Source organism: Pseudooctadecabacter jejudonensis (genome assembly GCF_900172275.1).
Lineage (GTDB): Bacteria > Pseudomonadota > Alphaproteobacteria > Rhodobacterales > Rhodobacteraceae > Octadecabacter > Octadecabacter jejudonensis.
In genome coordinates, this window is sequence record NZ_FWFT01000001.1 from 892,960 (window position 1) to 919,155 (window position 26,196).

The 26,196-nt window shown below is 60.9% G+C and carries 27 protein-coding genes and 1 riboswitch; of the genes, 11 read left to right on the top strand and 16 right to left on the bottom strand.

Annotated elements, in window-relative coordinates:
* Window positions 1-44: 44 nt before the first annotated feature.
* Window positions 45-1,496, bottom strand: coding sequence for a TrkH family potassium uptake protein (locus tag PSJ8397_RS04255; RefSeq protein ID WP_085863277.1), 1,452 nt, complete (start codon window positions 1,494-1,496; stop codon window positions 45-47).
* 142 nt (window positions 1,497-1,638) lie between these two features.
* Between PSJ8397_RS04255 and rpiB the strand changes: the two genes are divergently transcribed.
* Window positions 1,639-2,070 carry a ribose 5-phosphate isomerase B gene (gene rpiB, locus PSJ8397_RS04260; protein ID WP_085863278.1) on the top strand — a complete coding sequence of 144 codons (432 nt, stop codon included), beginning with the start codon at window positions 1,639-1,641 and terminating at the stop codon, window positions 2,068-2,070.
* Window positions 2,071-2,114: 44 nt separating this feature from the next.
* Here rpiB and PSJ8397_RS04265 read toward each other — a convergent pair whose 3' ends face one another.
* From PSJ8397_RS04265 to PSJ8397_RS04280, 4 genes are all read right to left on the bottom strand, one after another.
* Window positions 2,115-2,708, bottom strand: coding sequence for a DUF4274 domain-containing protein (locus PSJ8397_RS04265; protein WP_143515336.1), 594 nt, complete (start codon window positions 2,706-2,708; stop codon window positions 2,115-2,117).
* 66 nt (window positions 2,709-2,774) lie between these two features.
* Window positions 2,775-3,878 carry a GTP cyclohydrolase FolE2 gene (folE2, locus tag PSJ8397_RS04270; protein WP_200811286.1) on the bottom strand — a complete coding sequence of 368 codons (1,104 nt, stop codon included), beginning with the start codon at window positions 3,876-3,878 and terminating at the stop codon, window positions 2,775-2,777.
* Between the two features lie 207 nt (window positions 3,879-4,085).
* The gene (locus PSJ8397_RS04275) at window positions 4,086-4,553 is read right to left on the bottom strand and encodes a GNAT family N-acetyltransferase (protein ID WP_085863281.1); all 468 of its coding nucleotides are present in this window, start codon (window positions 4,551-4,553) and stop codon (window positions 4,086-4,088) included.
* Window positions 4,553-5,761, bottom strand: a complete 1,209-nt coding sequence (locus tag PSJ8397_RS04280) for an aminotransferase class V-fold PLP-dependent enzyme (RefSeq protein WP_085863282.1) — start codon at window positions 5,759-5,761, stop codon at window positions 4,553-4,555. The genes PSJ8397_RS04275 and PSJ8397_RS04280 overlap by 1 nt, the downstream gene beginning before the upstream one ends.
* A 46-nt stretch (window positions 5,762-5,807) precedes the next feature.
* A riboswitch (SAM riboswitch) is annotated at window positions 5,808-5,885 on the bottom strand.
* Window positions 5,886-5,969: 84 nt separating this feature from the next.
* On the opposite strand from PSJ8397_RS04280, the gene PSJ8397_RS04285 reads away from it, so the two are divergent.
* Both PSJ8397_RS04285 and PSJ8397_RS04290 read left to right on the top strand, forming a co-directional pair.
* Complete coding sequence (locus tag PSJ8397_RS04285) at window positions 5,970-6,680, top strand: glutathione S-transferase N-terminal domain-containing protein (protein ID WP_085863283.1); 711 nt, start codon at window positions 5,970-5,972, stop codon at window positions 6,678-6,680.
* A gap of 55 nt (window positions 6,681-6,735) precedes the next feature.
* The gene (locus PSJ8397_RS04290; RefSeq protein WP_085863284.1) at window positions 6,736-7,020 is read left to right on the top strand and encodes a PilZ domain-containing protein; all 285 of its coding nucleotides are present in this window, start codon (window positions 6,736-6,738) and stop codon (window positions 7,018-7,020) included.
* Here PSJ8397_RS04290 and PSJ8397_RS04295 read toward each other — a convergent pair.
* Genes PSJ8397_RS04295 through ftsY form a run of 4 tightly spaced genes read right to left on the bottom strand, consistent with a single transcriptional unit; the run spans window position 7,017 to window position 10,935 of the window.
* A complete protein-coding gene (locus tag PSJ8397_RS04295; protein WP_085863285.1) occupies window positions 7,017-7,646 on the bottom strand; it encodes an inner membrane-spanning protein YciB in 630 nt (209 codons plus the stop codon). The two genes, PSJ8397_RS04290 and PSJ8397_RS04295, sit on opposite strands and share 4 nt — an antisense overlap.
* A 9-nt stretch (window positions 7,647-7,655) precedes the next feature.
* Window positions 7,656-8,558, bottom strand: coding sequence for a DMT family transporter (locus PSJ8397_RS04300; protein ID WP_085863286.1), 903 nt, complete (start codon window positions 8,556-8,558; stop codon window positions 7,656-7,658).
* Window positions 8,555-9,469, bottom strand: a complete 915-nt coding sequence (locus PSJ8397_RS04305; protein ID WP_143515337.1) for a hypothetical protein — start codon at window positions 9,467-9,469, stop codon at window positions 8,555-8,557. The genes PSJ8397_RS04300 and PSJ8397_RS04305 overlap by 4 nt, the downstream gene beginning before the upstream one ends.
* A complete protein-coding gene (gene ftsY, locus PSJ8397_RS04310) occupies window positions 9,466-10,935 on the bottom strand; it encodes a signal recognition particle-docking protein FtsY (protein WP_085863288.1) in 1,470 nt (489 codons plus the stop codon). Before ftsY ends, PSJ8397_RS04305 begins: the two co-directional genes overlap by 4 nt.
* A 154-nt stretch (window positions 10,936-11,089) precedes the next feature.
* Between ftsY and PSJ8397_RS04315 the strand changes: the two genes are divergently transcribed.
* Window positions 11,090-12,127, top strand: coding sequence for an alkane 1-monooxygenase (locus PSJ8397_RS04315; protein WP_085863289.1), 1,038 nt, complete (start codon window positions 11,090-11,092; stop codon window positions 12,125-12,127).
* A gap of 49 nt (window positions 12,128-12,176) precedes the next feature.
* Window positions 12,177-12,578, top strand: a complete 402-nt coding sequence (locus PSJ8397_RS04320; protein ID WP_085863290.1) for a hypothetical protein — start codon at window positions 12,177-12,179, stop codon at window positions 12,576-12,578.
* 70 nt (window positions 12,579-12,648) lie between these two features.
* On the opposite strand, the gene xseA is transcribed toward PSJ8397_RS04320, so the two are convergent.
* Window positions 12,649-14,196, bottom strand: coding sequence for an exodeoxyribonuclease VII large subunit (xseA, locus tag PSJ8397_RS04325; protein ID WP_085863291.1), 1,548 nt, complete (start codon window positions 14,194-14,196; stop codon window positions 12,649-12,651).
* A gap of 65 nt (window positions 14,197-14,261) precedes the next feature.
* Here xseA and purD point away from each other — a divergent pair, with 65 nt between their 5' ends.
* Window positions 14,262-15,524, top strand: coding sequence for a phosphoribosylamine--glycine ligase (gene purD / locus PSJ8397_RS04330; protein ID WP_085863292.1), 1,263 nt, complete (start codon window positions 14,262-14,264; stop codon window positions 15,522-15,524).
* Between the two features lie 148 nt (window positions 15,525-15,672).
* Here purD and PSJ8397_RS04335 read toward each other — a convergent pair whose 3' ends face one another.
* The 5 genes from PSJ8397_RS04335 to PSJ8397_RS04355 all read right to left on the bottom strand — a co-directional run bounded on the left by PSJ8397_RS04335 (window position 15,673) and on the right by PSJ8397_RS04355 (window position 20,462).
* Entirely contained in the window at window positions 15,673-16,185 is a 513-nt protein-coding gene (locus PSJ8397_RS04335; RefSeq protein ID WP_085863293.1) for a CarD family transcriptional regulator, read from the bottom strand.
* Between the two features lie 164 nt (window positions 16,186-16,349).
* Window positions 16,350-16,685 carry a ferredoxin FdxA gene (gene fdxA, locus PSJ8397_RS04340; protein WP_085863294.1) on the bottom strand — a complete coding sequence of 112 codons (336 nt, stop codon included), beginning with the start codon at window positions 16,683-16,685 and terminating at the stop codon, window positions 16,350-16,352.
* Between the two features lie 77 nt (window positions 16,686-16,762).
* Window positions 16,763-17,128 carry an RNA-binding S4 domain-containing protein gene (locus PSJ8397_RS04345; protein WP_085863295.1) on the bottom strand — a complete coding sequence of 122 codons (366 nt, stop codon included), beginning with the start codon at window positions 17,126-17,128 and terminating at the stop codon, window positions 16,763-16,765.
* The gene (locus PSJ8397_RS04350; protein WP_085863296.1) at window positions 17,125-19,881 is read right to left on the bottom strand and encodes a helicase-related protein; all 2,757 of its coding nucleotides are present in this window, start codon (window positions 19,879-19,881) and stop codon (window positions 17,125-17,127) included. Before PSJ8397_RS04350 ends, PSJ8397_RS04345 begins: the two co-directional genes overlap by 4 nt.
* A 20-nt stretch (window positions 19,882-19,901) precedes the next feature.
* Window positions 19,902-20,462 carry a tetratricopeptide repeat protein gene (locus PSJ8397_RS04355; protein ID WP_085863297.1) on the bottom strand — a complete coding sequence of 187 codons (561 nt, stop codon included), beginning with the start codon at window positions 20,460-20,462 and terminating at the stop codon, window positions 19,902-19,904.
* Window positions 20,463-20,546: 84 nt separating this feature from the next.
* Between PSJ8397_RS04355 and PSJ8397_RS04360 the strand changes: the two genes are divergently transcribed.
* Window positions 20,547-20,834 carry an SCP2 sterol-binding domain-containing protein gene (locus PSJ8397_RS04360; RefSeq protein ID WP_085863298.1) on the top strand — a complete coding sequence of 96 codons (288 nt, stop codon included), beginning with the start codon at window positions 20,547-20,549 and terminating at the stop codon, window positions 20,832-20,834.
* Complete coding sequence (locus PSJ8397_RS04365) at window positions 20,834-21,793, top strand: alpha/beta hydrolase (protein ID WP_085863299.1); 960 nt, start codon at window positions 20,834-20,836, stop codon at window positions 21,791-21,793. The genes PSJ8397_RS04360 and PSJ8397_RS04365 overlap by 1 nt, the downstream gene beginning before the upstream one ends.
* On the opposite strand, the gene PSJ8397_RS04370 is transcribed toward PSJ8397_RS04365, so the two are convergent.
* A complete protein-coding gene (locus PSJ8397_RS04370; RefSeq protein WP_085863300.1) occupies window positions 21,785-22,546 on the bottom strand; it encodes an HpcH/HpaI aldolase family protein in 762 nt (253 codons plus the stop codon). The two genes, PSJ8397_RS04365 and PSJ8397_RS04370, sit on opposite strands and share 9 nt — an antisense overlap.
* Window positions 22,547-22,663: 117 nt before the next feature.
* Between PSJ8397_RS04370 and PSJ8397_RS04375 the strand changes: the two genes are divergently transcribed.
* From PSJ8397_RS04375 to PSJ8397_RS04385, 3 genes are read left to right on the top strand one after another with little or no spacing between them, the layout of a single operon-like run.
* The gene (locus tag PSJ8397_RS04375; protein ID WP_085863301.1) at window positions 22,664-23,671 is read left to right on the top strand and encodes a ligase-associated DNA damage response exonuclease; all 1,008 of its coding nucleotides are present in this window, start codon (window positions 22,664-22,666) and stop codon (window positions 23,669-23,671) included.
* Window positions 23,672-23,726: 55 nt separating this feature from the next.
* Window positions 23,727-25,316, top strand: coding sequence for an ATP-dependent DNA ligase (locus tag PSJ8397_RS04380; RefSeq protein WP_085863302.1), 1,590 nt, complete (start codon window positions 23,727-23,729; stop codon window positions 25,314-25,316).
* Window positions 25,309-26,196, top strand: coding sequence for an amidohydrolase family protein (locus tag PSJ8397_RS04385; protein WP_085863303.1), 888 nt, complete (start codon window positions 25,309-25,311; stop codon window positions 26,194-26,196). Before PSJ8397_RS04380 ends, PSJ8397_RS04385 begins: the two co-directional genes overlap by 8 nt.

Below are 26,196 nucleotides of genomic sequence, written 5' to 3' on the forward strand. Positions count from 1 at the left end.
GTGCGAAATTTGCGCCCCCAAGGGTCGCATGCCTTGCCCTGCCATCAGGCCCTCCAGAATTGCCAGCTGAGGATCGTCAGGACGGCCATAATCTCAAGCCGGCCCACCAACATTGCGATGGCCAAAATCCATTTGGCCGTGTCCGACAGGCCGGCAAAATTGCCCGCAGGCCCGATTTCGGGCCCCAACCCCGGCCCCACATTGGCCAGCGCCGTCGCGGCCCCTGAAATGGCCGTGATAAAATCGAGCCCGGTCAGTGCCAAAGCCACGCCCACCACGCCCACAGACACCATAAAGGCCACAAAGAACGCCATGACCGAGTTCAGGACATCCTCACTCACCGGGCGGCCCTCATAACGGGGGGTGAACATGCCATGCGGGCTGTGGATGCGCCGGATCTGCGCCTTGATCGACGCAAACAGCAACTGATAGCGGAACACCTTGACGCTGCACGCCGTCGATCCCGCGCAGCCGCCAATCAGGCCGATGAAAAAGAACATCACAACCGCGAACGGGCCCCACTGCATGTAGTCGGCGTTGGCGTAGCCCGTGCCCGTCATGATTGAGGTCACGTTGAACAGCGCCTCGCGAAACCCCGCCTCGGAAAAGCCATGGAACGTCCGCCAGACCCACAGCGTCATCAACAGAGTCACCGTGAAGATCAGCACAAAGAACACCCGGATCTGGCTGTCGCGCAACAAGGGCACAGCCCCCCCGCCCGAAATCAGCTGCACATACCGCACAAACGGCAGCGCGGCGAGAAGCATGAACACCACCGCCACGTAATGCGGCCCCGCCCCAAAGGCCCCGAACGAGGCGTCGTAATTGGCCATCCCGCCCGTTGCCACCGTCGTCATCGCATGGGTGATCGCATCGAATGAATTCATGCCAACAATCGAATAACACACCGCACAGGCCAGTGTGATCGCCACATAGACCACTGAAATACGGCTGGCGATCTCGGCGGCGCGGGGCAGGATTTTGCCCATGGTATCAAAGGCCTCAGACCGGAAAATCTGCATGCCCCCTACCTTCAACTCCGGCAGAAACACCATCGCCACAACGATGATACCAATGCCGCCCAACCACTGCATGATTGCCCGCCACAGCTTCAGCCCCTCAGGCAGCCCTTCGATCCCTGTCAGAACCGTGGCTCCTGTCGTGGTCAGCCCCGACATGGCCTCAAAAAATCCGTCCGTGAAGGTCAGGTTCGTCCCGCCCAGCACAAACGGCAGCGACCCAAACAAGGGCAGCGCCAGCCAGACAAGCGTGGTCAGCAAAAACGTCTGCCGAATGCTCAGCCCCGCTGAAACACCATTCTGACAGGCCAAGGCCACAAGGCCCCCCACCAGAATGGTCAGAATTGCACTTTCCAGAAACACCGGCCAATGCCCGTTGCCCGCCATCAGGTCGGCCAGCAAAGGCGCGAACATCGTGACCCCAAGGGCCGCGACCAAAAGGCCGATCACATATCCTACAGGGCGGGCGTCGATCATGGTGAAGGGTTGGCCCTCCGTGCTGCGATAGTCAAGCGGTCACAGATGCAAAAAAAGACGCCGAGGCCCGCCCAACAAGACGCTGGATTTGGCCCACGAATCCGGTAAACCGCCCCCAACGCCTCATCTGAAGGAACATCCCATGCCCCGCGTCGTCCTGTCCTCCGATCATGCCGCCATCGACCTGCGCCGCACCATCGCCGCCCATATCGAAGCCAAAGGGTACGACGTCACCGACATCGGCCCCCAAACGACAGAAAGCACCCATTACCCCAAGCACGGCCAAGCCGCGGCTGAGGCCGTAGTGAACGGTGAGGCCGATCTGGGCATCATCCTGTGTGGCACGGGCCAAGGCATCATGATGGCGGCCAACAAGGTCAAAGGCATCCGCTGCGGTGTCTGTTCCGACACGTTTTCTGCTGCCATGATCCGCGCGCACAACAACGCCAACATGCTGTCCCTTGGGGCGCGCGTAATCGGCGAAGGCCTCGCACTTGAGATTGTCGATGCGTTTCTCGGAACTGAGTTCGAAGGCGGCCGCCACGCCACGCGCGTCGACATGATTGAGGGCTAGCCTCCGCCCGGCCCCCTGCATATGCCGCCAAACGGCCTTTGAGGTTAGATCTCGTCGGTGGGGGTGATGCCCTTGCCGTCCAGCCAGCGATCGAAAGACTGGACGATCTTTCCGTCCATCGCCTCATATTTTGATACAGCCTGCCCCTCCCCCTGGTAGTCCAAAATCTGGGCCAAGGGCGTGTCGGCAAGCGGCGGCGCATCCTGCATCGCTTTTGCGTCGCGATACTGATTTTCGTGAACAGGCACAGTGGGTCGGAACGCTGACCCGCCATAGCTGTCCCACCGGTCCAAGATCAGGCGGCACAGATGGGTGTCGTCGTCAAAGACCCTGGCGTTCGCCCTCACATCCCACAGCCAGTGCCCCATACCCTCGACCAAAAACACCTGCGCCGCAGTGCCCCGATCACAGGCCTGCTGTGTCAATATCCAACGCAGCGGATCGACCCCATAGCCGTAATTCCAACCCGTCGCGACCACATGCCAGGTCTCCGGCCCTTGCTGAGAGAGCCACGGGATAACATCGGACCCTTGCGCGACAACGATATCCGGATCGCCCGAATACATCATCTCTGCCTCCCAACGCGGCATCTCGGTCTTTCGTTTGCCGAATATGCTGGTCCAGACTCCGCTCGCCATGGCTGCCTCTCACTCCTCTACGCGGTCAAGATTGACCGTGCAGACGTTTATAAAGCCCAATTCGGTTTAACCAACATGAAACAGCGACTGGAACAAACGCGGATCAAGGCTTTCGGCGTCAAACGTGGCCCCTTCCGTCAACACGGACACCGCATCATGGGAATGCAGGCTTTCCTGATGGGACGCGATCACACGGTAATCAGCCACACGGGCATCTGCCTGCAACTGCTCTGCGAACAGCCGCGCCGCGTCTTCCACGAAAATCGGGTTCGCTGCGTTCAATTCCGCAAAGGCCTGTTCGTCCTCGCGTTTGACCATCACTTGCGTTTCCGTGGGCACCGCCGCGCGGCACATGTCGATCAGGTCCTCAAACCAAAGCACATCCGCCGTGGGGTCCAACTCCACCGACACCCGCGCCACACTGCGCTGGGAATGGGGCGTGGCCAACTGGCCGCGATACTGGCGGGCGTGTTCTGACAATTCCAAGGAACACGGGCAGGTGCTGGAATACACATAATCCAGATGCACGATCTTCTTGCGCACCCCGTCCGCCTCAATCAGCTCCAGCGCGATGTCGTAATACTGATAGCCCGCAAGACCGGACCGCAGGCTGTCCACCTTCATGGGAAACGACATGCGCATCATGATCCGCGCATCAAAGCTTTCCAGATCGGATTTATAAGCATCCAGCGCCCGCGCGATCACCTCAAACGAAAACACCTCTTCGGCGTGTTTGTAAAAGGTCCGCATGATGCGGGACATGTTGATGCCCTTCTTTTCCGCCTCCAGCGACACGGTGCCCGTCACCGACGTCTCCAACGTCAAATCGCCGTTGTCACGCGTATGAAAACCGATGGGCAGACGGAAATTGGAAATCCCCACGTGCTGGATCGCGCGCTTTGCGCCCCGGATCAGGCTGCTGGGCCCGTTCTGCAAATCCGGCATCGAGGCTTTGTAATCCTCATCAACCGCAAAATCCTCAGGATAAGCCCGCGCCAAGGCCGGATAATTGGACACCTCTTTGCCAGGCACCAGCCGCGACACCAATGGATCAAGGCTCGCCACCTCTTCATCCGTCTTGTCCGCCGCCCATTGGCGCAAAAGGGCCAAGGCCGCCTCTGCCTCCTCCCGGCTCAAATCCCGATCAAGATCTTTGGAATGGATGTTCATACCGGCCCCCTCGGTCGCCCCGCGTGAGACGGCCACAACCGCCGTCTCATTGTCAGTCTCGCGTTTACACATAGGTTGTTACGCCCTTATGACACCCTTGGATCAGTAAAATGACGGTGATTATGACAGAAAACCAGCCCCTTCTTTGGGTCAAAAATACCTGAAAAACGACAGTGGCCTCACCGCGCGACCGTTTTTTTTGGCCCCTCAGACCAGCTGTTTTTCCATCACCCAATTGTCCAGAACGACGCCCCGACGCGCGACCGGATTGGGCCGCACGACAGTCCAGCCCGCGCGTTCAAAAAACCGCCGCGCCATCGGGCTGGCGTGGCACTGCAACCGCCGCAGCCCTGCAGAACGCGCACGCCCTTCGATCACGGCATAAAGGGCCGCGGCCACACCCGTGCCGCGCTCTTCGGGCGCGACAAAGGCCAGATCCAGATCCCCGTCGTCCAGATTGACAGACATAAACCCGATGGGTCCCGTCGCACCGTGGGCCACGACGGTCTCAAGCCGGTCCAATCGTTTGGCCCAGTCTTCTGCGGTGGGTGGGCGCGGCGCCCAGGCGTCGCGCTGCGCTTTCGTGAACACCTCGGCGGCGCCAATTTGCACAGCCGCATAAAACACCTGCGCCAAGGCCCCAGCATCCGCCGCCTCATAGCTGCGAATGTCCATCAAACGGCGTCCAGCGCAGCCTTCAGGTCGTCAATCAAATCGTCCGCATCTTCCAATCCGGCCGACAGCCGCACCATCCCGCCAGAGATGCCCAGAATGTCTTTTTGATCCTGCGGCAACCGCTGATGGGTCGTTGTCGCGGGGTGCGTGATGATCGACTTGGCGTCGGCAAAATTATTCGAAATTGTAAACAATTCCAGCGCGTTGAGGAATTTGAAACAGGCGTCTTTGCCCCCCTTCACCTCCAACGCCAGTACGGTGCCGCCTGTCTCGCCCTGTGCGCGGGCAAGGACGTGTTGCGGGTGCGCGGCATGGGTCGGATAGCGCACATGAACCAGCTTTGGGTGCCCGTCGAGCGCCACTGCAATCGCCTCAGCCGTGGCCGCCTGTTGATTGACGCGCAGCACAAGTGTCTCCAGCGCCTTCAGGTGGGTCCATGCGGTAAACGGGTTCATCGCGCCGCCCGTGTGTTTCATATAGGCCTCAACAGGGCCACGGATCAGGTCGCGCGATCCTGCGATAATGCCGCCCAACATGCGCCCCTGTCCGTCCACATGTTTCGTCGTCGACACAATCGCAATATCCGCGCCGCACTCGGCCGCATAGGAATAGACCGGCGTGGCCATGGCATCATCCACCAGCACCAAGGCCCCCACGCCATGCGCCGCTTTCACCACATGGCGCAGGTCAACGACCTCCAACGTGGGGTTCGAAATACTCTCAAGGAACACCAGCCGCGTGTCGTCGCGGATGGCCGCATCCCATGCGGCGTTGTCCGTGCCATCGACCAAAGTCACCTCAACCCCGAACCGGGCCAGAATGTCCTCCAGCACATACAAACACGACCCAAACAACGCGCGGCTCGACACCACATGATCGCCGGCCTTCAACATCGCCGTCAGCGCGCCTGAGACGGCGGCCATGCCCGATGTGCAGGCGAACGCGTCCTCATAGCCCAAAAGCATCGCCATTCGGTCTTCGAACATGCGCACCGTGGGGTTGCCGTAGCGGGCGTAGATAAACTCGTCCTCGCCCAAGGCCTCAAACCGCGCCTCGGCGGCCTCGGCTGTGGGGTAGACGAAGCCTTGCGTCACGTAGATGGCCTCGCTCACCTCACCATATTGGCTACGGCGGGTGCCTGCGTGCACGGCCTTGGTCCGCTTTGTCCAAGTGCTCTTGTTTGATGTGTCTTTGTTTGATCTGTCCACGATCCGTCCCCTTAGAACAACAAAACCCCGACACCGGCAAAGGCATCGGGGCTGCGCCCGTTCCTCTTTAGCGGCATGTTTAAAGTGGCCCGCAATCCGGTAACAAATCGCCACTGCAGACGGGATACGCCGCGGCGCAGCAGCCGTCAACACCTCTTGGCGGGCGGTCACGCGCCTGTCATGGTGGCTCTACACAGCGGAGGCACACATGACACAAGACCCGATTGATCTCTATTTCTGGCCCACCCCAAACGGCTGGAAAGCCTCTATCGCGCTTGAGGAATTCGGCCTGCCCTACCGCACACATCTTGTGAACATCGGCGCGGGCGATCAGTTCAAACCGGAATTTCTGGCGATCTCCCCCAACAACCGGATGCCCGCGATTGTGGACCCCAACGGCCCGGACGGTGCGCCGATCTCCGTTTTTGAATCCGGCGCGATCCTGCAATACCTCGCGCGCAAGACCGGTCAGTTCGGAGGCCCCACAGAACGGGACAGGATTGCCGTGGATCAATGGCTGATGTGGCAGATGGGCGGGCTTGGCCCCATGGCCGGACAGGCGCATCATTTCCTCAAATACGCCCCCGCGATGGATCCGCCCAATGATCTGCCCTATGCCAAAGACCGCTACCGGTCCGAGGTCGCGCGGCTTTACGGTGTCCTCGATAAGCAATTGGAAAAACACGATTATGTCGCCGGTGATTTCTATTCCATCGCGGATATGGCGATCTGGGGCTGGGCGTCACTGTGGGAAGGCCAGCAGCAAACCCTTGATGACAAACCCAATCTGGCCCGCTGGCTTGCTCAGGTCGGCGCACGTCCGGCGGTCATCGCCGGTCGGGCCCTGCACGCGGAAAAACGCGGGGATTTCCGCAAAGACAAAGACGCGCAAAACACGCTTTTTTCCAAGCGCGACTAACCATTGATTAAGGAATAGGGTGTTATCTGGTGCCGTTCGTATCAGGAGCCACCTCATGTCCGGCCGCGCCCCGCGTTTCCCCGCCAATTTCGATGTCGTCTTGCGCAAGGGGCCTGAAATGTACCCCAGCACCATCTGCAACATCTCTGTCGGGGGGGCCTGTCTGATCGGTGTTGATGACTTCTCTAAAGGGGAAACCATGACAGTCGACTATGCTTTTGGTCAGACCCGGGCGACCGTCACATGGAAGACAGGCAAAATGGCCGGCGTGAAATTCGACGACAAATTGTCAGACAGCGGCCTGCAATTCATCCGCGCCTCACAAAGCTACGCGTCCTAGCCGTCGTTGCCGCCCGAAGCCGCCTTATCCTCTTCGGGATCAATGACGTACCGCTGCAGCATCACAATCTGCGCCCACAGAAACACAAACAGCGCCAGCGGGAAGGCGAAGGTTTCAATCTTCACCCAGGCATCCGTTGACATGGTGCGCCAGACGATTTCGTTGGCAATGGCCAGTGCCGCAAAGGCCAAGGCCAGACGTTTGGTCAGGATCATCCACCCCTCTTGCTGCATGGGGATCATATCCCCCATCACCCATTGCAACAGGCTTTTGCCCCGCAAAAGACCAAGGCCCAAGATCACCGCAAACAGCCCGTTCACGATGCTGGTCTTCATCTTGAAGAACCTCTCATCGTTGAACCAGGCGGTCAGCCCGCCAAAGAATATCACCATAAAGGCCGTGAACACCTGTATCCGGCTGAGTTTGCCTGTCAGCGCCCAAAGGATCCCCATGCACACCAAAAGGATGGGCACAAAGACAATCGTGGCCACAATAAATCCCGTGTACTCTGTCCCGCCAATCGTAAAGACATCATCGCGGATGCGCAGGTACAGCAGGAAAAAAGCAATCGTAGGCCCCAGTTCAAGGACCTGTTTCAAGACGGGATTGACGGTGCGTTCACTCATGCCCCTCACTTAACCCCCCCGTTCCACGATTACAGCCCCCAAAGCGATGCCCGTCATCAAGATCAGGCGGCGCGGGCCCACGGTTTCGCCCATGATGAACCACCCGATCAGGGCCGCAAACACGGTTGAGGTTTCGCGCAGCACCGCTGCCTCGCCCACTTTGTCCAGCCGCGTGGCCATCATCACACCGCCAAAACTGATCCACGCAATCAACGCCCCCGCAAGGCCCCGCCACGCGAGGGACGCAGCCCCACCCGGCACGCCAGATCGCCTGATGCGCCACGCCGCCAGCAGCGGAAAATCAAGCGCGGTTAGAAAGAAGAACCACGCCAAAAACGTAAAAGGATCAGGGCTTTGGCGGATTCCGTACGCGTCCCACACGGTGTAGATCGCAACCAACATGCCCCCCGCACAGGCCCAGATCAGCCCGATCTTCAGCCCGCGTAAATCAATGCGTTCGGCGGCCATATTGCGCCCCGCCAACAGCAACATGGACCCCGACAAAATCGCGACGCCCAGCCATTGCACGGCCGTGAAATGTTCGTTGAAAAACAGGCTCGCCCCCAGCACGGTCACCAACGGCCCCGTGCCGCGGATGACCGGATAGACCACCGTATAGGCCGCCCGTTCATAGGCCAGCGCGACGGTCACTTTATAGGCAAAATGCACCACCATTGCGCCCAGCAGGATCAAAAAGGTCGTCTGGTCCGGCCACGGCACCAAAAACAGCGCCACCGGCGCCGAAATGACGACCAACCACACGTCTATCGACCCGCGCATCAGCCACGGATCATGTCGCCCTTTTTGAAGCGCCCCGAACACCGCATGGGCCAACGCCGACATCAGCGCCAGTGCCGTGGCCAGCCGCGCGCCCTCAGGCGTGCCCGCGATGCCGACCAGCCAGTCGGTCAATCGGCAACCTGTGCGGCAGGCGTCCAGTCGGCGCGCAGGGTGATGCCGTCCAGCAGCACCGCAAGACCCGCACGTTCCTCCGCTTCGGTGACCTCGCCCAGCTGGCCAAGGGTCATGGCCGCACTGGCGCCCAGCTGCATCATCCCCAGTCCTCGGTCGGAGGTCACGATGGCTTCAAACGTGCCGACAGGCCGCGGCAAATCGCCCGCAAAGGCCATCATCTCAGCACGGCTTGCATCATCCACAACGCCGACCGGCAACAGGGAGATTAACCGAAACGCAGCCTCCCGTTGGGCCTGCGCATCCCCCGCCACGGAGACATCGACACCAAACCCGAACGGGTTTTCCACCGTGCCGCCAAAGGTCACCCCGATCAGCCCGCTTTTGAACGCCGCCGATCCAGCAGAGACCTGCATCATCGACGGGGACGACAAAAACAGCCGTTCAAACACCCCCGACACCGTCAAAACATCGCCCGCGTCGTTGTATAAGGCCGCCCGTTCCACGATCACTTGGCCCGCCTCCGGCTGTTGGCGCAGCAGGGCCTCTAGGGTCAGAAAGGGCCTGTCCGGCCCGCCGCCTTGCATCTCACGAGGGTCCAATCCGATGGCGCGAACCTCAAGCCCAAGGGGCGGAATGCCATCCGCCGTCCAGCGCGCCGTGTCGTCCATCCGCCACATAAAGGTGTCAAAATCCACGTCCTCAAACCCCAGATCAGCGCCGTTGATCAGGCACCAGCCGTCGGGCGTGACCGTCACAGATTGCACCATCACAGACGTCAGATCATCGCCCGGCGCGATCATATCTGCGAAGCTCTGATAGACATCCTTGCACATTGGTTTGGTCATCAGATCAAAGGCCGACACCGGCGCGGCCACCATACAGGCAAAGGCAAAAAGTGCGCCCCTCAACGATCAGTCCCCATCAGTGCGGCGGCGAAATCCTCAGGGTCGAACGGGGCCAAATCGTCGATCTGTTCGCCCACCCCGATGGCATGGATCGGCAGGCCGAACTTATCCGCCAGCGCCACCAGCACACCGCCCTTGGCGGTGCCATCAAGTTTGGTCATCACCAAACCCGTCACATCCGCCAACTCCTGAAACGTCTTGACCTGGCTCAGCGCGTTTTGCCCTGTCGTGGCATCCAGCACCAACAACGTATTGTGCGGCGCGTCCGCGTCTTTCTTGCGGATAACACGGACGATCTTTGACAGCTCTTCCATCAAATCAGCACGGTTTTGCAGCCGCCCCGCCGTATCAATCATCAAAAGATCAGCCCCGTCGCGCGCCGCCTGCTCCATCGCATCAAACGCCAGCGACGCAGGGTCGGACCCTTCGGGGGCTGTCAAAACCGGCACGCCCGCGCGCGCGCCCCAGACCTGCAGCTGTTCCACAGCCGCCGCGCGGAACGTATCCCCCGCCGCGATCACAACCTTTTTGCCCGCCGCCTGAAACTGGCTGGCCAATTTGCCGATCGTCGTGGTTTTGCCCGATCCGTTGACCCCCACCACCAAGACCACTTGCGGCTTGGTCGGGTAAAGGGGCATGGGCCGCGCCACGGGTTCCATGATGCGGGTGACTTCGTCGGCCAGTAGCCCCTTGATCTCAGCCGTGGACAGCCGTTTGCCGAACCGTCCTTCGGCCATGTTTGCCGTCACGCGCAGGGCTGTGTCGACGCCCATATCGGCGCTGATCAACAACTCCTCCAGCTGTTCCAGCATGTCGTCGTCCAATTCACGCCGGACAACCGTTTTCTTGTCACCACGTCCAAGAAGGCGGCCCAACAGACCAGGCTTTGCGGCCTCTTGCGCGGCGGCGGCCTCAACCCGCTCAGCCTCTCGCTGGGCGGCGGCGTCTTCGGCGGCTTTGCGGGCGGCCTCTTGTTCGGCGGCCTGTCTGTCGGCTTCGGCGCGGGCCGCGACCTCGGCTTGGCGGGCCGCTTCGGCCGCTTCGGCCTCGGCTGCGGCCCGTTCTGCGGCCACACGTGCGGCTTCGGCGGCGGCCAATGCGTCGGCATCGGCTTGCGCTTGGGCGGCCGCCGCGGCGCGGGCCGCTTCGTCCTCGGCGACTTGACGGGCCGCTTCGGCGCGATCCACCTCCTCTTGGCGGCGCAGGGCGGCGGCTGCGGCCTCCGCCTGACGGGCCGCTTCGGCTTGCGCCGCGGCCTCAGCCGCTGCAGCCGCGTCTGCCTCCAGTTTGTCCCGTTTTGCCTGTTCGGCTGCGGCCTTCTGCGCAGCCTCCGCCGCATCCGTCCCGGCCTGCGCGTCAAACTGGGCCTCTTCCTCAACCCCGCCATCTTCCACAATGGCATCCAACCCCTCCTCAATCTTTGAGGACGATTTGAACAAGCGATCTTTAAGCTTTTTGAAAAAGGCCATTTCGGGCTCCGTACAGTCTTTGGTAACACCTAATCGCGCATTGTGGTGGAAGGAACCCGCAACCACCAAATTTCCCCAATCTGGCCCCAAACACCCGCTAGGTTGAGACCTCGTGCCGCGCGACATGGCGCATATTCTGCTGTAAACGGATCCAATGACACGCATTTTGACCATTGTTCCCTTCGCCATCGTGACCCTCATGGCCCCCACCCTGATCGCCGCAGGTGCGATTTGGGGCGGCGGATGGGCTGTGGCCGGGGTCATCTGGATGACGGCGCTGACGGCGTCCTTGGACGAATTGGTGAGCGTCACCCTGCCCCACACAGACGGGGATGAGTTTCCGTCCGCAGACGGGCTGTCGGTGCTGCTGGCCTTGGCCCATCTTGCGCTGTGGGTGACGGTGATCGCGGCCTTGGGCGGGGCAACAGGGCTGGAAACATGGGAAAAGCTTGTGGTCTTTACGGGGGCCGGGCTGTTCATGGGCCAGGTCAGCAATTCCAACGCCCATGAGCTGATCCACCGGCCCGGGCGGGGGCTGCGTCGTGCGGGCCGCTGGGTCTATATTTCGCTGCTGTTCGGGCACCACACCTCCGCACATCCGCTGGTGCATCATGTGCACGTCGGCACGCCCGCCGATCCCAGCACCGCCCGCCGGGGCGAGAGTTTTTACCGCTTTTTCAAGCGCGCCTGGGTCGGTGGGTTTCGCGAGGGCCTGCGCGCCGAGAACAAGCGGTTCCCGCGTTTGGGACGCCATGCGGTGTTTCATCCATATGTGACTTACGTCGGGGGTGCTGTTCTGGTGTTGATCGCCGCGGCAACCCTTGGCGGATGGAAAGGCCTGTTGGGGGCCGTGTGTCTGGCCGGTTTTGCCCAAACACAGCTGATGATGTCCGACTACGTGCAACATTACGGCCTGTCGCGCAGGCAAGATGCGTCGGGCAAACCGGAACCCGTGGGGGTGCAGCATTCATGGAACGCGCCCCATCTGATGTCTTCGGCGCTGATGCTGAACGCGCCGCGCCATTCCGATCATCACGCCCATCCGGCACGTCCGTTTCCGTCGCTGCGTCTTGAGGGGAGCATGCCGATGTTGCCACGGTCTTTGCCGGTCATGGCCTGCGTTGCGCTTTATCCGCGCCTGTGGCGCCGGGTGATGGATCCCTTGGCGGACGAATGGCAATCCGCCGCCTGATGTGATGATGGCCCTATCCCAATGGGGTATTGTCTGACAGTTTGTCCCCATGAAGTGCATAATTCTGTCCATCGCCATGGCCCTGTTCGCGGCCCCCGCCACAGCCGAAACACCCCTGTCTGCCGAGGCATTTGAGGCGCTGGTCGAAGGAAAAACCCTTTCCTTTTCCGTGGGCGGCGCTCCATATGGGAGCGAGTTTTACGGCCCCAATCGACAGGTCATCTGGTCCTTCGTGAATGGCACCTGCCAATACGGCGAATGGTTTGAACGCCCAACAGATCAAGGCCCCAGCATCTGCTTTGTTTACGAGGGCGACGGGCAAGAACAATGCTGGCAGGTGTTTGAGGACGCAGGGACTTTGCGCGCCGAGTTTTTGAACGCCCCCAACACCACGGTGCTGTACCAACTCGAAGAGGCCGCCCCCTTGGTGTGTGGCGGCGTCGGCACCTGATCTTCAATGTGTTTTTGCGTGTTTGGGTCGAATTTTAGGTATTTTTGACCCAAAGAAACAGGGCGTCGCGTTAGAACAGGTTGCCTTGGTCTGGCGGTGAGGTCTTGGGTTTTGGCTTTGCCTTTGGGGCAACGGGCGACGGTTTCAGGACACCGTCGGCGAATTCAATCTCAATAGACGAGGCCGATTTCGCATCTTTTGCGTTTGTCACAACCGCGCCGTCGCCGCGCACCACAGCATAGCCGCGCTCCAAGGTGGCGCGGTAGCCCAAGGTCTCGCGCATGCGGTCCATCGCCTCAAGCCGCGTGCGGGCGCGTTCCGTTCGGGTGTGCGCCGCTGTGACAAGCCGCGCCAATGTCGCGGTGAAGTCCCGTTCGGCACGGGATTTCGCGGCCGTAACAGCCTCCGGACGCAATCGATTGGCCCGCTGATCCAGATCGCGCCGCGCTTGGGCGGTGGTCCGCGTCAAAGCCGGTGCCAGGCGGGTTTTGAGGCCAGTCAAACGGTCGCGTCCCTGGGCTGTGCGCGTGTTCAGGACCGACGGCCGCAACAAACCAGCCGCATGTCCCAATTGTAGTCGACCATCCGTCACCCGCCGGATCAGGGCCGCATCCAGCTTTTCCGCCCAATAGTCGTACCTTTGCTTGGCGTCATCGGCCAATTGCTGCGGATTGGGGGCCGCGCGCCACAGGTCTTTGACACGTTGCTTGCGTCCTGCAACGCTTTCGGTCACAGCGCGGCTCGCCCGCGCGCCCATCTGGTCCACCGCGGCGACCAATTCCATGCGCACCGGCACAGCCATTTCTGCAGCAGCCGTTGGGGTCGGCGCGCGGCGGTCAGAGACGTAGTCGATCAGGGTTGTATCGGTCTCATGGCCCACCGCCGAGATCAACGGGATGTCCGATCCGGCCGCAGCACGGGCCACGACCTCCTCATTGAACCCCCAAAGGTCTTCGATCGATCCGCCCCCCCGCGCAACGATGATGACATCGGGGCGCGGCAACGCGCCGCCCGGGCTCATCGCGTTGAAGCCTTCGATGGCGCGCGCCACTTGCGGGGCGCAGGCCTGGCCCTGCACCGCGACCGGCCACACCAGCACCTTGCGCGGAAACCTGTCGCGCAGCCGGTGTAAAATATCACGGATGACAGCGCCAGTCGGCGACGTAACCACCCCGATGATGTCCGGCAAAAAGGGCAAGGGCTGTTTGCGCTCCGCCGCGAACAAACCTTCTGCGTCCAACGCTTTCTTGCGCTTTTCCAACATCGCCATCAACGCACCGACACCCGCCACCGAAACCTCGGTTGCGTTCAACTGGTACTTGGATTGGCTGCCAAAGGTCGTCATGCGGCCCTGCACCACGACCTCCATCCCTTCCTCAGGGGTCACGGACAGCTGGGCCACCTGCCCTTTCCACGTGGTACAGGCCAACACATTGCGATCGTCCTTAAGGTCGAAATACAGATGCCCCGACCGCGCGCGCACCACACGCCCGACCTCCGCCTTGACCCGAACCTGGCCAAATTCGCCCTCAATGGTGCGTTTGACCGCCCCTGAAAGCTCACTCACCGTGAATTCAGGGGTGTTGCCAGCGGTTTCGGGATCGTCGATCAGGTCCATCAAGGCGCCTCTTGTGCTGCGTTGGGGGTCACAATAGAACGCGGCCAGGCAGAAGGGAATTGCACATGAACATCCTTATCTTAGGCGGCGGCGGCCGTGAACACAGCCTCGCATGGGCGGTCAAGCAAAACCCGAAATGTGACAGGCTGATCGTGGCGCCTGGGAATGCGGGCATCGCCAAAATCGCGCGATGTGCGTCACTGGACATCGAAGACGGTGATGCAGTGGCCGCCTTCTGCGCCGACAATGCCATTGACTTCGTCATCATTGGGCCAGAGGCGCCTTTGGCCGCCGGGGTGTCTGATGTGCTCCGCCAAAACGGGCTTGTCGTTTTCGGATGTTCTAAGGCTGCAGCACAGCTCGAAAGCTCAAAGTCTTTCACAAAATCAATCTGCGACGCCTGCGCCGCCCCGACCGCAAAATACGCCCACTTCACAGATGCGACAGCGGCAAAAGACTATGCCACAGCCCAAGGCGCGCCCATCGTCATCAAGGCAGATGGATTGGCCGCGGGTAAAGGCGTCGTTGTTGCAATGACCTTGGACGACGCCCACGCCGCCATCGACGATATGTTGGGCGGCAGCTTCGGGGCCGCCGGCGCGGAAGTCGTCATCGAGGAGTTCATGGAGGGCGAGGAAGCCTCCTACTTCCTCCTCTGCGACGGCGAAACAGTCCTCCCCGTCGGCACCGCCCAAGACCACAAACGGGCCTTCGATGGCGACACCGGCCCCAACACCGGCGGCATGGGCGCCTATTCCCCCGCCCCCGTTTTGACCGACACCGTGGCGCAAAAGGCACTCGATGAGATCGTAAAGCCGACCGTGGCCGAAATGGCCCGCCGCGGCACCCCCTTTCAGGGCGTTCTCTATGCCGGATTGATGATCAAGGACGGCCAACCGCGCCTTGTGGAATACAACGTCCGGTTTGGTGATCCTGAATGTCAGGTTTTGATGATGCGGCTCGGCGGTCAGATCCTCGACCTGCTCCATGCCTGTGCCACCGGCACCTTGGCGGACGTCAAACCCAACTGGGCCGATGACCATGCGATGACCATCGTTCTGGCCGCTGACGGATATCCGGGGCATTACGAAAAAGGCAGCACCATCAACGGCTTGGACGCCCTGCCAGAAACCACATCCGAAATGGTCTTTCACGCAGGCACAACCGAAGAAAACGGCACGATCACAGCGACAGGCGGTCGGGTCCTGAACGTCACCGCCCGCGGCGCAACCCTGCAAGAGGCGCACGAAAAAGCCTATGCCATGACCCAGCAAATCGATTGGCCCGAAGGGGTCTACCGCACCGACATCGGCCACCGCGCGCTCTAGTCTTCATCTGACCCGAAATACTCCCGCCGGAGGCGCACATCGCCCCACGCACCGCGTCAGACATTCGGGCTCACACCGCCACATGCGCCCATAAAAACAACAAAGCCGCGCCCGAAGGCGCGGCTTTTCCATTTCTAAACAGCCAGGTCTATGCGGCAGGTGCGCGGCTGGCGAGGGTTTCGGAAATCTCATCTGCCGCATCGCCTTCGTTGCCATTGCCCACGGCGGCAATCTCACGGGTCAACCGCTCAAGTGCTGCTTCATACAGCTGCCGCTCGGAATAACTTTGCTCACGTTGGTCGTCGGCACGGTGCAAATCGCGCACCACCTCTGCAATCGCGATCAAATCGCCAGAGTTGATCTTTTGTTCATACTCCTGCGCCCGCCGCGACCACATGGCCTTTTTGACCTTGGCCTTACCCTTCAACGTTTTCATCGCGTCTGCCACAACATCAGGCGCAGACAGCGACCGCATGCCGACGTCCTCGGCCTTGTTTGTCGGCACCCGCAGGGTCATCTTGTCTTTTTCAAAAGCAATGACGAACATTTCCAACTCGAAACCGGCGACCTCTTGCGACTCAATCGATACGATTTTACCGACCCCGTGGGCTGGATAGACCACAAAGTCGTTCGGGCTAAATTCACTTTTCTTCTTCGCCATGAGTGTTTCCTTTCCTCAAAGCAGCCTCCCCAACACCACAAAAGGACCGGCGGCACCAAAGGTCCCGTCAGTCCGTTTCGTCAAAATTGGGTCAGCAATTACGCGGCATTGACGACAGTATACCACAAAAATAGGGTGATTCCCAGCGCGCCAAAAAACGACGCTCAACCGCCCTCGCCCGGCGCCTCGGAGAACAGATCCATCTTGCCCTCTTTGCCATCCATATCATCGGCATTGGGCAATGGGTCTTTTTTCGTGATGATGACCGGCCACATCTCGGAATACTTGCGGTTGAACTCCACCCACTTTTCCATGTCAGGCTCGGTATCGGGGCGGATCGCGTCAGCGGGGCATTCGGGTTCGCACACGCCGCAGTCGATGCACTCATCCGGATGGATCACCAGCATGTTTTCCCCCTCGTAGAAACAATCCACGGGGCACACTTCGACGCAGTCGGTGTATTTGCAGGCGATGCAGTTGTCGTTGACAATGTAGGTCATGGGTCAAATCCGTTTGGTGTCGCAGGTTCTGTAACGTCCCCCTGACAGGGCTTCAAGGCCTGACGTGGGGCGGCGGCTTATCTGGTGCCGCGAAGGTGATCCAGATCGCGGCGGTCTTTCTTGGTGGGCCGTCCGCCCACCCGTTGCTCAATGGCCGTATCTTTTGGGGGGCTGGGCGGTGTCAGATCGTCGTAAAGCGCCTGCGCCTCTGGCGCGGGCCCGCGCCGTTCGCCCAAGGCCAAAACCTTGATGACGCGCACTTCGTTTTCCTTGGGAAAGGTCAGCACCACACCGGGGCTGATCGTGCGGCTGGGTTTGCTGACGGGGGTGCCATCAACGCGGCACCGACCCGATTTCACCAAACCCGCCGCCAGCCCGCGCGATTTGAAAAACCGCGCGTGCCAGAGCCATTTGTCCAGGCGGAGTGTCTCCCCCTCGCTCAATCCTTTTTGAGCCCCGCAAGGGCGGCCGCAAACGGATTGTCGAGATCAATCTTGTCCTTCTTGGGCGGACGGGCCGAGAACGACTGCGCCTTGCCGCCGCCTTTGCCCTGTGGCTTGCCGCCCTTTTTCCCAGCTCCGCCCTTGCGGCCTTTGTTTTGGGGCCGGTCACCCTGTGGTCTATTGCCTTGGGGCCGATTGCCCTGAGGACGATTGCCACGGGGTTTGGGCGCCCAGGCAAAGGTATAAAACACCTCCATCTCAGGGGCAGCCTCAGCGGGGGCCTCCACGCTTTCACCTTCGGGGATGGGTTGGACAGCGGGCGCCTCGTCCGCCGCAGGTGCGGCCTCTTCGGCGGCGGCGGTCCCGTCCGGGGCGGCCTTCACCTTTTCGCGTTCGCCCTTCTCGGCCTTGTAACCCAGGCCCTCCATCAGGCCCGCGAATTGCTCCAACGTCATGCCGGTGATCGACAGCATATCCGCCGTCGCCTCAAACCCGCCGCGCGTGTCTTGGTCGCGCAGCATATCGGCCAGCCGTTCCAGCATATCAATGCGGATCGCGCGGTCGCCTGCGGCGCGGTATCCCGACATCGCATAGGTGCCGGGCTCCAGTCCCTCAACCGTTGGCACCGTCACCAATCCAGGCGGTGGCGCTTCGGGGAAGTCCTGCAACCCTTTGTCAATGCTCCACAAAACCAGACGCAACCGAGTGGGCGCAGGCTTCAGCAGCAGCGGCATGAAGACCGTAAACTGACCGAACCGCACACCATGTTTGCGCAACGCCCCGCGCGCGTCCTGATCCAGCGCCTTGACCTCCCCAGCCACAGCGCCCCGGGGGATCACACCGAACCCTTCAACCAGACGGAAGGCAAACCCCTTGGCGTCTTGCGGCAGCTCCTCATCGGCGCGCATCTTCATCATCGGCTCAAACGCCGTGGCAATCTTGCGGTCGATGAAATGCTGCAACCGGCGCTGGACTTTCTCGGCCACCTCTGCCCCCGCCTCATCATCGACAAAGGCCTGCGCACGGGGCTTGAGCGGGTCATCGCCCTTGATCAGCTTGCCCACGGCATCGCTGCCCCACATCAGGCCACCTTGTTCGGTGAAATCAATCTCTGTGTCGGGGGCGTTGTAGAACCGATCGGCCCGCAGCACGAACTGCGGCGCCAGCGCCTGCAGCGACGCCGCACGCAGGGTCTTGGCCTCCTCCGGCGTGGCAGACGAATCCTGACGGAACCGGAAGCCTTCGATTTTCCCAACAAACTGCCCTTCGACAGTCACTTCACCTTTGTCGTTTACGTCGGCCACAAGGCCCTCCTTTTGGTTGAGCCGCCGAAGAAGAACACTCGTCCGCCGGTCCACAAATCGTTGGGTCAGACGCTCATGCAAGGCATCTGACAATCGGTCTTCTACAGCGCGCGTCGCCCCGCGCCAATGACTTTCGTCGTGCACCCAGCCTTTGCGCTGCGCCACGTAGGTCCATGTGCGGATGTAGGACAGCCGTTTGGACAGCGCGTCGATGTCCCCATCCGTGCGGTCGATGCGGCGCACACGGGTCGCCAACCAATCATCCGGCACCTTACCGCTTTCATGCAGGAAGTTGTAAATATCCGTCAAAAGCTGGGCGTGCTCGGATTTGCTGATGTCGCGGAAATCGGGGATGCGACACACATCCCACAGCAGCCTGACAGACGGACCGTCGGTCGCCCGTGCGGTCACCTCCGCATCCTGTGACACCGCTTTAAGCGCCTGTAAATCATCACTTTCCCGCACACGGGTCAGCCACGGATCGTCCGTGCGTTCTTCCAATGTGGACAGCAAACGCGCGACGCTTCCAAACTGCAAATTCGCATTGCGCCATTGCAGTTTCTTGACCGGCGCAAACACATTCGACGTGATCGCCTCGGCCACATCGTCATCCAACGCCGGCGCCTCCCCCGTGACCCCGAACGTGCCCTTGTTCATGTGACGCCCTGCACGTCCCGCGATCTGGGCCAGCTCATTGGGCATCAAATGGCGCATCCGCCGTCCGTCAAACTTGGTGATCGACGAAAACGCCACATGATCAATATCAAGGTTCAAGCCCATCCCGATGGCATCGGTCGCCACCAGATAGTCCACATCGCCGTTTTGATACATTTCAACTTGTGCGTTGCGCGTGCGCGGGCTGAGCGCCCCCATGACCACCGCAGCACCGCCCTTTTGACGGCGCAAAAGCTCTGCGATGGCATATACATTTTCAACAGAAAACCCAACAATGGCCGACCGAGGCGGCATCCGACTTATCTTTTTCGAACCTGTGTACGTGAGCGTGCTGAACCGTTCCCGTTTGACGAAATCCGCCTCAGGCACCTTCGATGCAATCGCCCCCCACATCGTCTCTGCACCCATGAACAAGGTCTCATGGGTGCCACGCATCCGCAGCAACCGGTCCGTGAACACATGCCCCCGGTCCGGGTCCGCGCACAGCTGAATTTCGTCAATCGCCACAAAATCCGCACCCATGCCCTCGGGCATGGCCTCAACCGTGCAGACCCAATAGGCCGCACGCGGCGGCACGATCCGTTCTTCGCCCGTGACCAGCGCCACCACACCGGGGCCGCGCACCGCCACCAGCCGGTCATAGACCTCACGCGCCAACAGCCGCAGCGGCAGGCCAATCACACCTGTTCGGTGGGCCAACATCCGTTCAATCGCATAATGGGTTTTGCCCGTGTTCGTCGGGCCCAAAACGGCAGTCACCCGACCAAGGGGCATCACTTAATTCCTTGAAACTATTACAGGGTTTGCCCCGAAAGGGAGGCGTTCAACCGCTCGATCACCTGTTCAACTTCTGCATCTGCAGGGCTCAACTCCGCGACCTTTTGCCAAACCTCAAGTGCCTCTTCAACACGGTCCAGTTCCTCAAGTATCACGGCAACCCCAATCATCGCGCCGAAATGGCGCGGCTCAATCACCAAGGTTTGGCGCAGATCATCAATGGCAGGGCCGTAAAGCCCAAGGTTATAGTAAGCGGTCGCCCGCCCATGATAGCCTTCGGCAAAATCGGGCGCGTGATCCACAAGGGCTGTCAAATGCTCGACCGCCTGACCAAATTCGCCAGCCTCAATCGCGTCTTCGCCCCTGCGCAGCAGCAAATCCATCGCGGCAGAGCCTGATTTGCTCCACTCCGTGATGATCTGCCCTTCAATGCGCTCCACCTCATCGGATTCCGCCTCAAGCAGCTGTTCAAACAACAAATCCAAACGTTCCGATTGCGCCCAGACAGGTGTGGAAAACCCGACTGTGATCAAAAGTGTCGTAGCGATAGAATTGATGTAGTGACGTTCAATGCCCATAGTGGTCAGTGTAGCGCATCACGCGCCCGATACCAGAGGCGCCGCTTCACAATCACGCGGCCCATCACCAAAGGACCAAACCACATGAGCGACACAATCACCGAAGCCGTCACCGCCCTGAACGCCAAAATGGACGGCGGATTCGACGGCACCGCGAAATTCGACATCGAAGGCGAAGGCGCCATCATCATCGACGAAAACGGCGCACGCGCGGGCGACGACGACGCAGATGTCACGCTGTCCGCCTCCGCTGAGACGTTCAAGGCGATTTTGGACGGCGAAGAAAACCCAACAGCCGCCTTCATGACCGGCAAGCTCAGCGTCGATGGCGACATGGGGATGGCCATGAAACTGGCCGGCGTGCTGGGTTAATGATGGATCAGGCCCCCTATCACGCAGACATCGCAGGCAACCCGGACGGGCACTGCCACTGGCTGGTGACGGTGGACGGGGTCCGCATCAGGGTGGGCCACTGGCCCGCCCAAACGTCTGAAAAGATGTCCAAAGGCACCGTGCTGATCTTTCCAGGCCGCACGGAATACATTGAAAAATACGGTCGCACCGCAACCGATCTGACAGCACATGGCTACGCCTGCGTGGCCATCGATTGGCGCGGCCAAGGCATAGCCGATCGTCTGCTGGACAACCGCGCGGTGGGCCACGTCAACGTGTTCGGCGACTATCAGCTGGACGTCAAAGCCGTCTTGGCCCATGTGCGCAAACTTGGCCTGCCGGAACCCTTCCATCTGCTGGGCCACTCCATGGGGGGCTGCATCGGGCTGCGCGCGCTTTATGATGGGTTGCCTGTCGCCTCCGTCGCGTTTTCAGCGCCCATGTGGGGCATCAAAATGTCGCCTGCGTTGCGCCCCATCGCATGGGGTCTCAGCACGGTCAGCAAACCGCTTGGCTTCTCCGGCGTGTTCGCCCCCGGCCAACAGGCCGAAACCTATGTGCTGCGGGCCACGGCAGAGGACAACACCCTCACCTCCGACCCCTCCAGCTTTGAAATTCTGCAGGCCCAGCTGAAGGCGCAGCCTGATCTCGCACTCGGCGGGCCGTCCCTACATTGGTTGAACGAGGCCCTGCGTGAAATGCGCGATCTCTCGCTCAAGCCCTCCCCCGACCTCGCTTGCGTCACCTTTTTGGGCAGCGAAGAGGCCATCGTGGACCCCGCCCGCATCCATGACCGCATGGGCCGTTGGCCGCACGGCGAACTGGTGGTCCTTGATCTGGGCCGCCATGAGGTACTGATGGAAATACCCGCCCTGCGCGATCAGGTCATCGGCGGCGCTGTGGCGCTCTTCGACGCCCACGCCAAACAGCTAGCCTAGGGCGTGAATGCCCTTGGCTGCCATCGCAGCGCCTTGCCGCATCCACGTATGTTCTGACGCAACAACGTATCCGGTCATGCCACAGTCCGACCACTCTGCGGCCTTGGCGGCATCCGGCACCCACGACACATACCCCTTGCCCGCCTGCTGACAGGCCTGCCCGACGCGGACCAAGGCCGCGCGCAAATCGTCGTTGTCTGTGTCGCGATGCCCATACCCAACGGTCAAATCCGCAGGCCCGGCAAACAGCGCATCAATCCCGTCAATGGCCGCAATGCCCTCACAGGCCTCAACACCCTCGGGTTCTTCGATCTGCGCCATCACAATTGTCTGGCCGTCCTGATCCAAAACCTCCCCCATAGGTCGTGTGGCAAACCCGGCCCACCGCGTGGATCCCGCAAACCCACGTCCACCGCGTCCGAAATGGGCCGCCCGCGCCACCGCCTGCGCTTTGGCCACCGAATCAACATGGGGGACCACAACGCCCACCGCACCTGCATCCAGCGCCATCAGAACATTCTCCTCCGATGCGGAGGAAATCCGCACCATTGCCGGAAAATCCAACGCGCGGGCCACAGCCAAACAGGCGTCCAGCCGTCCGCGATCAAAGCCGGAGTGTTCCCCGTCCAGCACAATAAAATCCAGACCAGAGGTCGCCAAAACCTCCACAACCGTGACCTCAGCCGTCTTCACAAACGTGCTCGCCAATCTCTCCCGGCCCAAAACCCGTGCCCTCAATCCAGCAGTGCGCATATCGTCCTCCCTTTTGCGACACGCCACCACATCCACGGCGGCAGAACAACCGCCCTGACTTCATCTGACCAGAAAAACTCACTTCCAACAGGGCGGCCCCGCACTACCTCACCCCATATGACGGACCTTCTGACCTTTACGCCCAACGGCATATATTGCGCTGCGGGTGACTTCTATATCGACCCGTGGCGTCCCGTGGACCGCGCCCTGATCACGCACGGCCATGCCGATCACGCGCGCCCCGATATGGGGCACTATCTGGCGACAGAGGCCGCAGCCCCCGTCATGCGCCACCGATTGGGCGACATCTCCCTCGACACCGTCAAATACGGCGAAACGCTCACCCGCAACGGCGTTTCCATCTCGTACCACCCCGCAGGTCACGTCCCCGGTTCCGCCCAAATCCGCCTGGAACACAAAGGCGAAGTCTGGGTCTGTTCCGGCGATTACAAAACCGTCGACGACGGGTTGTCCGAACCCTTTGAGCCTGTCCCCTGTCACGCCTTCATCACTGAAAGCACCTTCGGCCTGCCCGTCTTCAACTGGACGCCGCAAGAGATGCTGGCCCAGCAAATCAACGACTGGTGGGCTACAAACGCGGCCAACGGCACCTTTTCTTTGCTGGGCTGCTATGCCCTTGGCAAAGCGCAACGCCTCCTGCGCACCGTCGATCCCTCAATCGGCCCGATCCTGACCCATGGTGCGATAGAAAACACCAATCAAATTCTGCGCGGCCAAGGCATCGCCTTGCCTGACACAACCCTCGTGACGCCCGATCTTGACGTCAAAGCCAACGCAGGCGCACTTGTCCTTGCCACGCCTTCAGCCCTCAACTCCTCATGGGCTGGTCGGTTCAAACCGGCCTCGACCGCGTTTGCCTCCGGCTGGATGGCCCTGCGCGGGGTCCGCCGCCGCCGCGCCGCCGACCGTGGGTTCATCGTCTCAGATCACGCCGACTGGGCGGGCCTAAATTCCGCAATCGCCGCCACAGGCGCCGACCGCATTTTCGTCACCCACGGGTACACGTCAGTCTTTTCCAAATGGTTAAACGAACAGGGCTACAACGCAAAAATCGTCGAAACCCAATTTGACGGCGAATCCCTCGATCATACAGAGGCCGACTGATGGCCCGCCTGCCATACGCGTGCCATACGCAAACCATACGCGAGCCAGCCCGCCCATGAAGGACTTCGCCGCCCTCTTCACCCGCGTCGATCAAACGACGAAAACCACCGTCAAAGTCGCGGCCATGGCCGACTATTTCCGCACCGCATCCGATGCGGATAAACTCTGGACGGTTGCGCTCTTTTCAGGTCGCCGCCCCAAACGCGTCATCACCACCACAGCCTTGCGCGAATGGGCCGCCGAACGGGCCGGTCTGCCCCTGTGGCTGTTTGAGGAATGCTACCCAATCGTGGGCGATCTGGCCGAAACCATCAGCCTCTTTCTGCCTCCATCCGAAGGACATGAAGACCGCCCCCTAAGTCACTGGATTAACGAACTGAAACGTCTTTCATCGCTTGATGATACCGCCCGCCGCGCCGGCATCCTTCAGGCGTGGGACAGCCTTCCGCAAATCGAACGTTTCCTTTTCACCAAATTGCTGACCGGTGGGTTCCGGATCGGCGTCAGTCAAAAGCTCATGACCCGCGCGCTCGCCCGCGCCACGGATCAAGATGAGGCCGTTCTAACCCATAAGCTTATGGGAAATTGGACGCCGGACACCACCACATGGGCCGCCTTGATTGAGGCAGACGACCCCACCGCAGACCTCAGCCGCCCTTATCCATTCTACTTGGCCTACGGGCTGGAAAATCTGGATGAACTTGGACCAACAACCAACTGGTTTATCGATAGAAAATGGGATGGCATCCGCGGCCAACTCATCCTACGCGGCGGCGAACATCACCTGTGGTCGCGCGGGGAGGAATTGATGACAGACCGCTTTCCGGAACTCGCCCAACTCAAAGACTATCTGCCCGACGGCACCGTGATCGATGGTGAAATCCTGGCCTTTCAAAACGAAACCCCGCTGTCCTTCAACGCCTTGCAAAAACGCATCGGCCGCAAAACCGTCCCAAAGAAAGTCCTGGCCGAGGCGCCGGTCATCCTGATGGCCTATGACTTACTGGAAACAGGCGGCGTAGACATCCGCGCGCAAGCCTTAGAAACACGCCGCAACCATCTGGAAAACCTCCTTGAATCCACCCCAACGAAAGCCCCCATTCGTCTGTCCCCCGAAGTGACAGGCGACACCTGGGGCGCACTCGCCGCCGAACGTGCCCGATCCCGCGATCTGAACGCTGAAGGCCTCATGCTCAAACGTCGCGACAGCCCCTATTTGGCGGGCCGCAAAAAGGGCGATTGGTGGAAATGGAAGATCGATCCCCTGACGGTCGACGCCGTTATGATCTATGCACAGGCCGGTTCTGGCAGGCGGGCCAACCTCTTCACCGACTTCACCTTCGCGGTCAAAAACGGCAATGATCTTGTGCCCTTCACCAAGGCCTATTCCGGCCTCACAGATGCGGAATTCCGCCAGATCACCCAGTGGGTCAAACGCAACACCCAAGAAAGGTTCGGTCCCGTCCGTCAGGTGCCCGCCGAACACGTGTTCGAAATCGCATTCGAGGGGATACAGGCCTCGCCGCGCCACAAATCGGGCATTGCGCTCCGGTTTCCCCGTATGCTCCGGTGGCGGCAAGACAAACCGGTGGATGAGATCAACACCCTCGATGACCTGCAACAGATGCTGAAGACCTATGGATAAACCAATCGCCCAAATGCCCCCCGTCCCCCGCGCGCCCAAAATCGCGCCCCCCGATGGGGCCTGCGACGCCCATGTCCACCTTGTGGGCGGGCGCTCCGATTTCCCGCTGTGGGACGGCCGTGTCGAAGACCCCGCACGCGACGAAAGTGGCGGCCCCGATTTCCAAGGCTGGCTGGACCTCTACCGCGCCCATCTGGACACCTTGGGCTTCGATAAGGGCTTGATCGTCCACTCCATTCTCTACGGAACCGACAATAAGGTCACCATCGAAACCCTCAAACACCTCGGCCCCAATTTCAAAGGCGTGGGCCTGTTGCCTGACACCGCGACCGATGCCGACCTTGATCGTTTCGCCGATCAAAACCTCGTCGCCGTGCGCCTCAATTACGTGCACGGTGGGGTGCTGACGTGGGACGGCGCGCGCGCCATGGCCCCGCGGCTGGCCGCACGCAACCTGCACATCCAGATGCTGCTGCACAGCCACCTGCACATCGCTGATCTCGCCCCCGACATCCGCGCCCTCCCCGTCCCACTGGTCATCGACCACATCGGCTGGCCTGACTTGAGCCTCGGCACCGATGATCCCGGCTTCCAAACCCTGCTGAAACTGGTGGGCGATGGCCACGCCTATATCAAACTCAGCGCGCTGTATCGCCTCTGCCCCGCCCCCTACGATGACGCCGCTCCCTTCGTAGAGGCCCTCGCCCGCGCCAACCCAGACCGTTGCCTCTGGGGCTCCGACTGGCCACACCTGATGCTGAACGGGGCCGCCATGCCCCATGCCGCCAGCCTCCTTGATGCCTTCCATGACACCGTCACAGACACCGACAGCCACACCCGCATCCTGAAAGGCACCCCCGACGCCCTGTTCTTCGGCTAA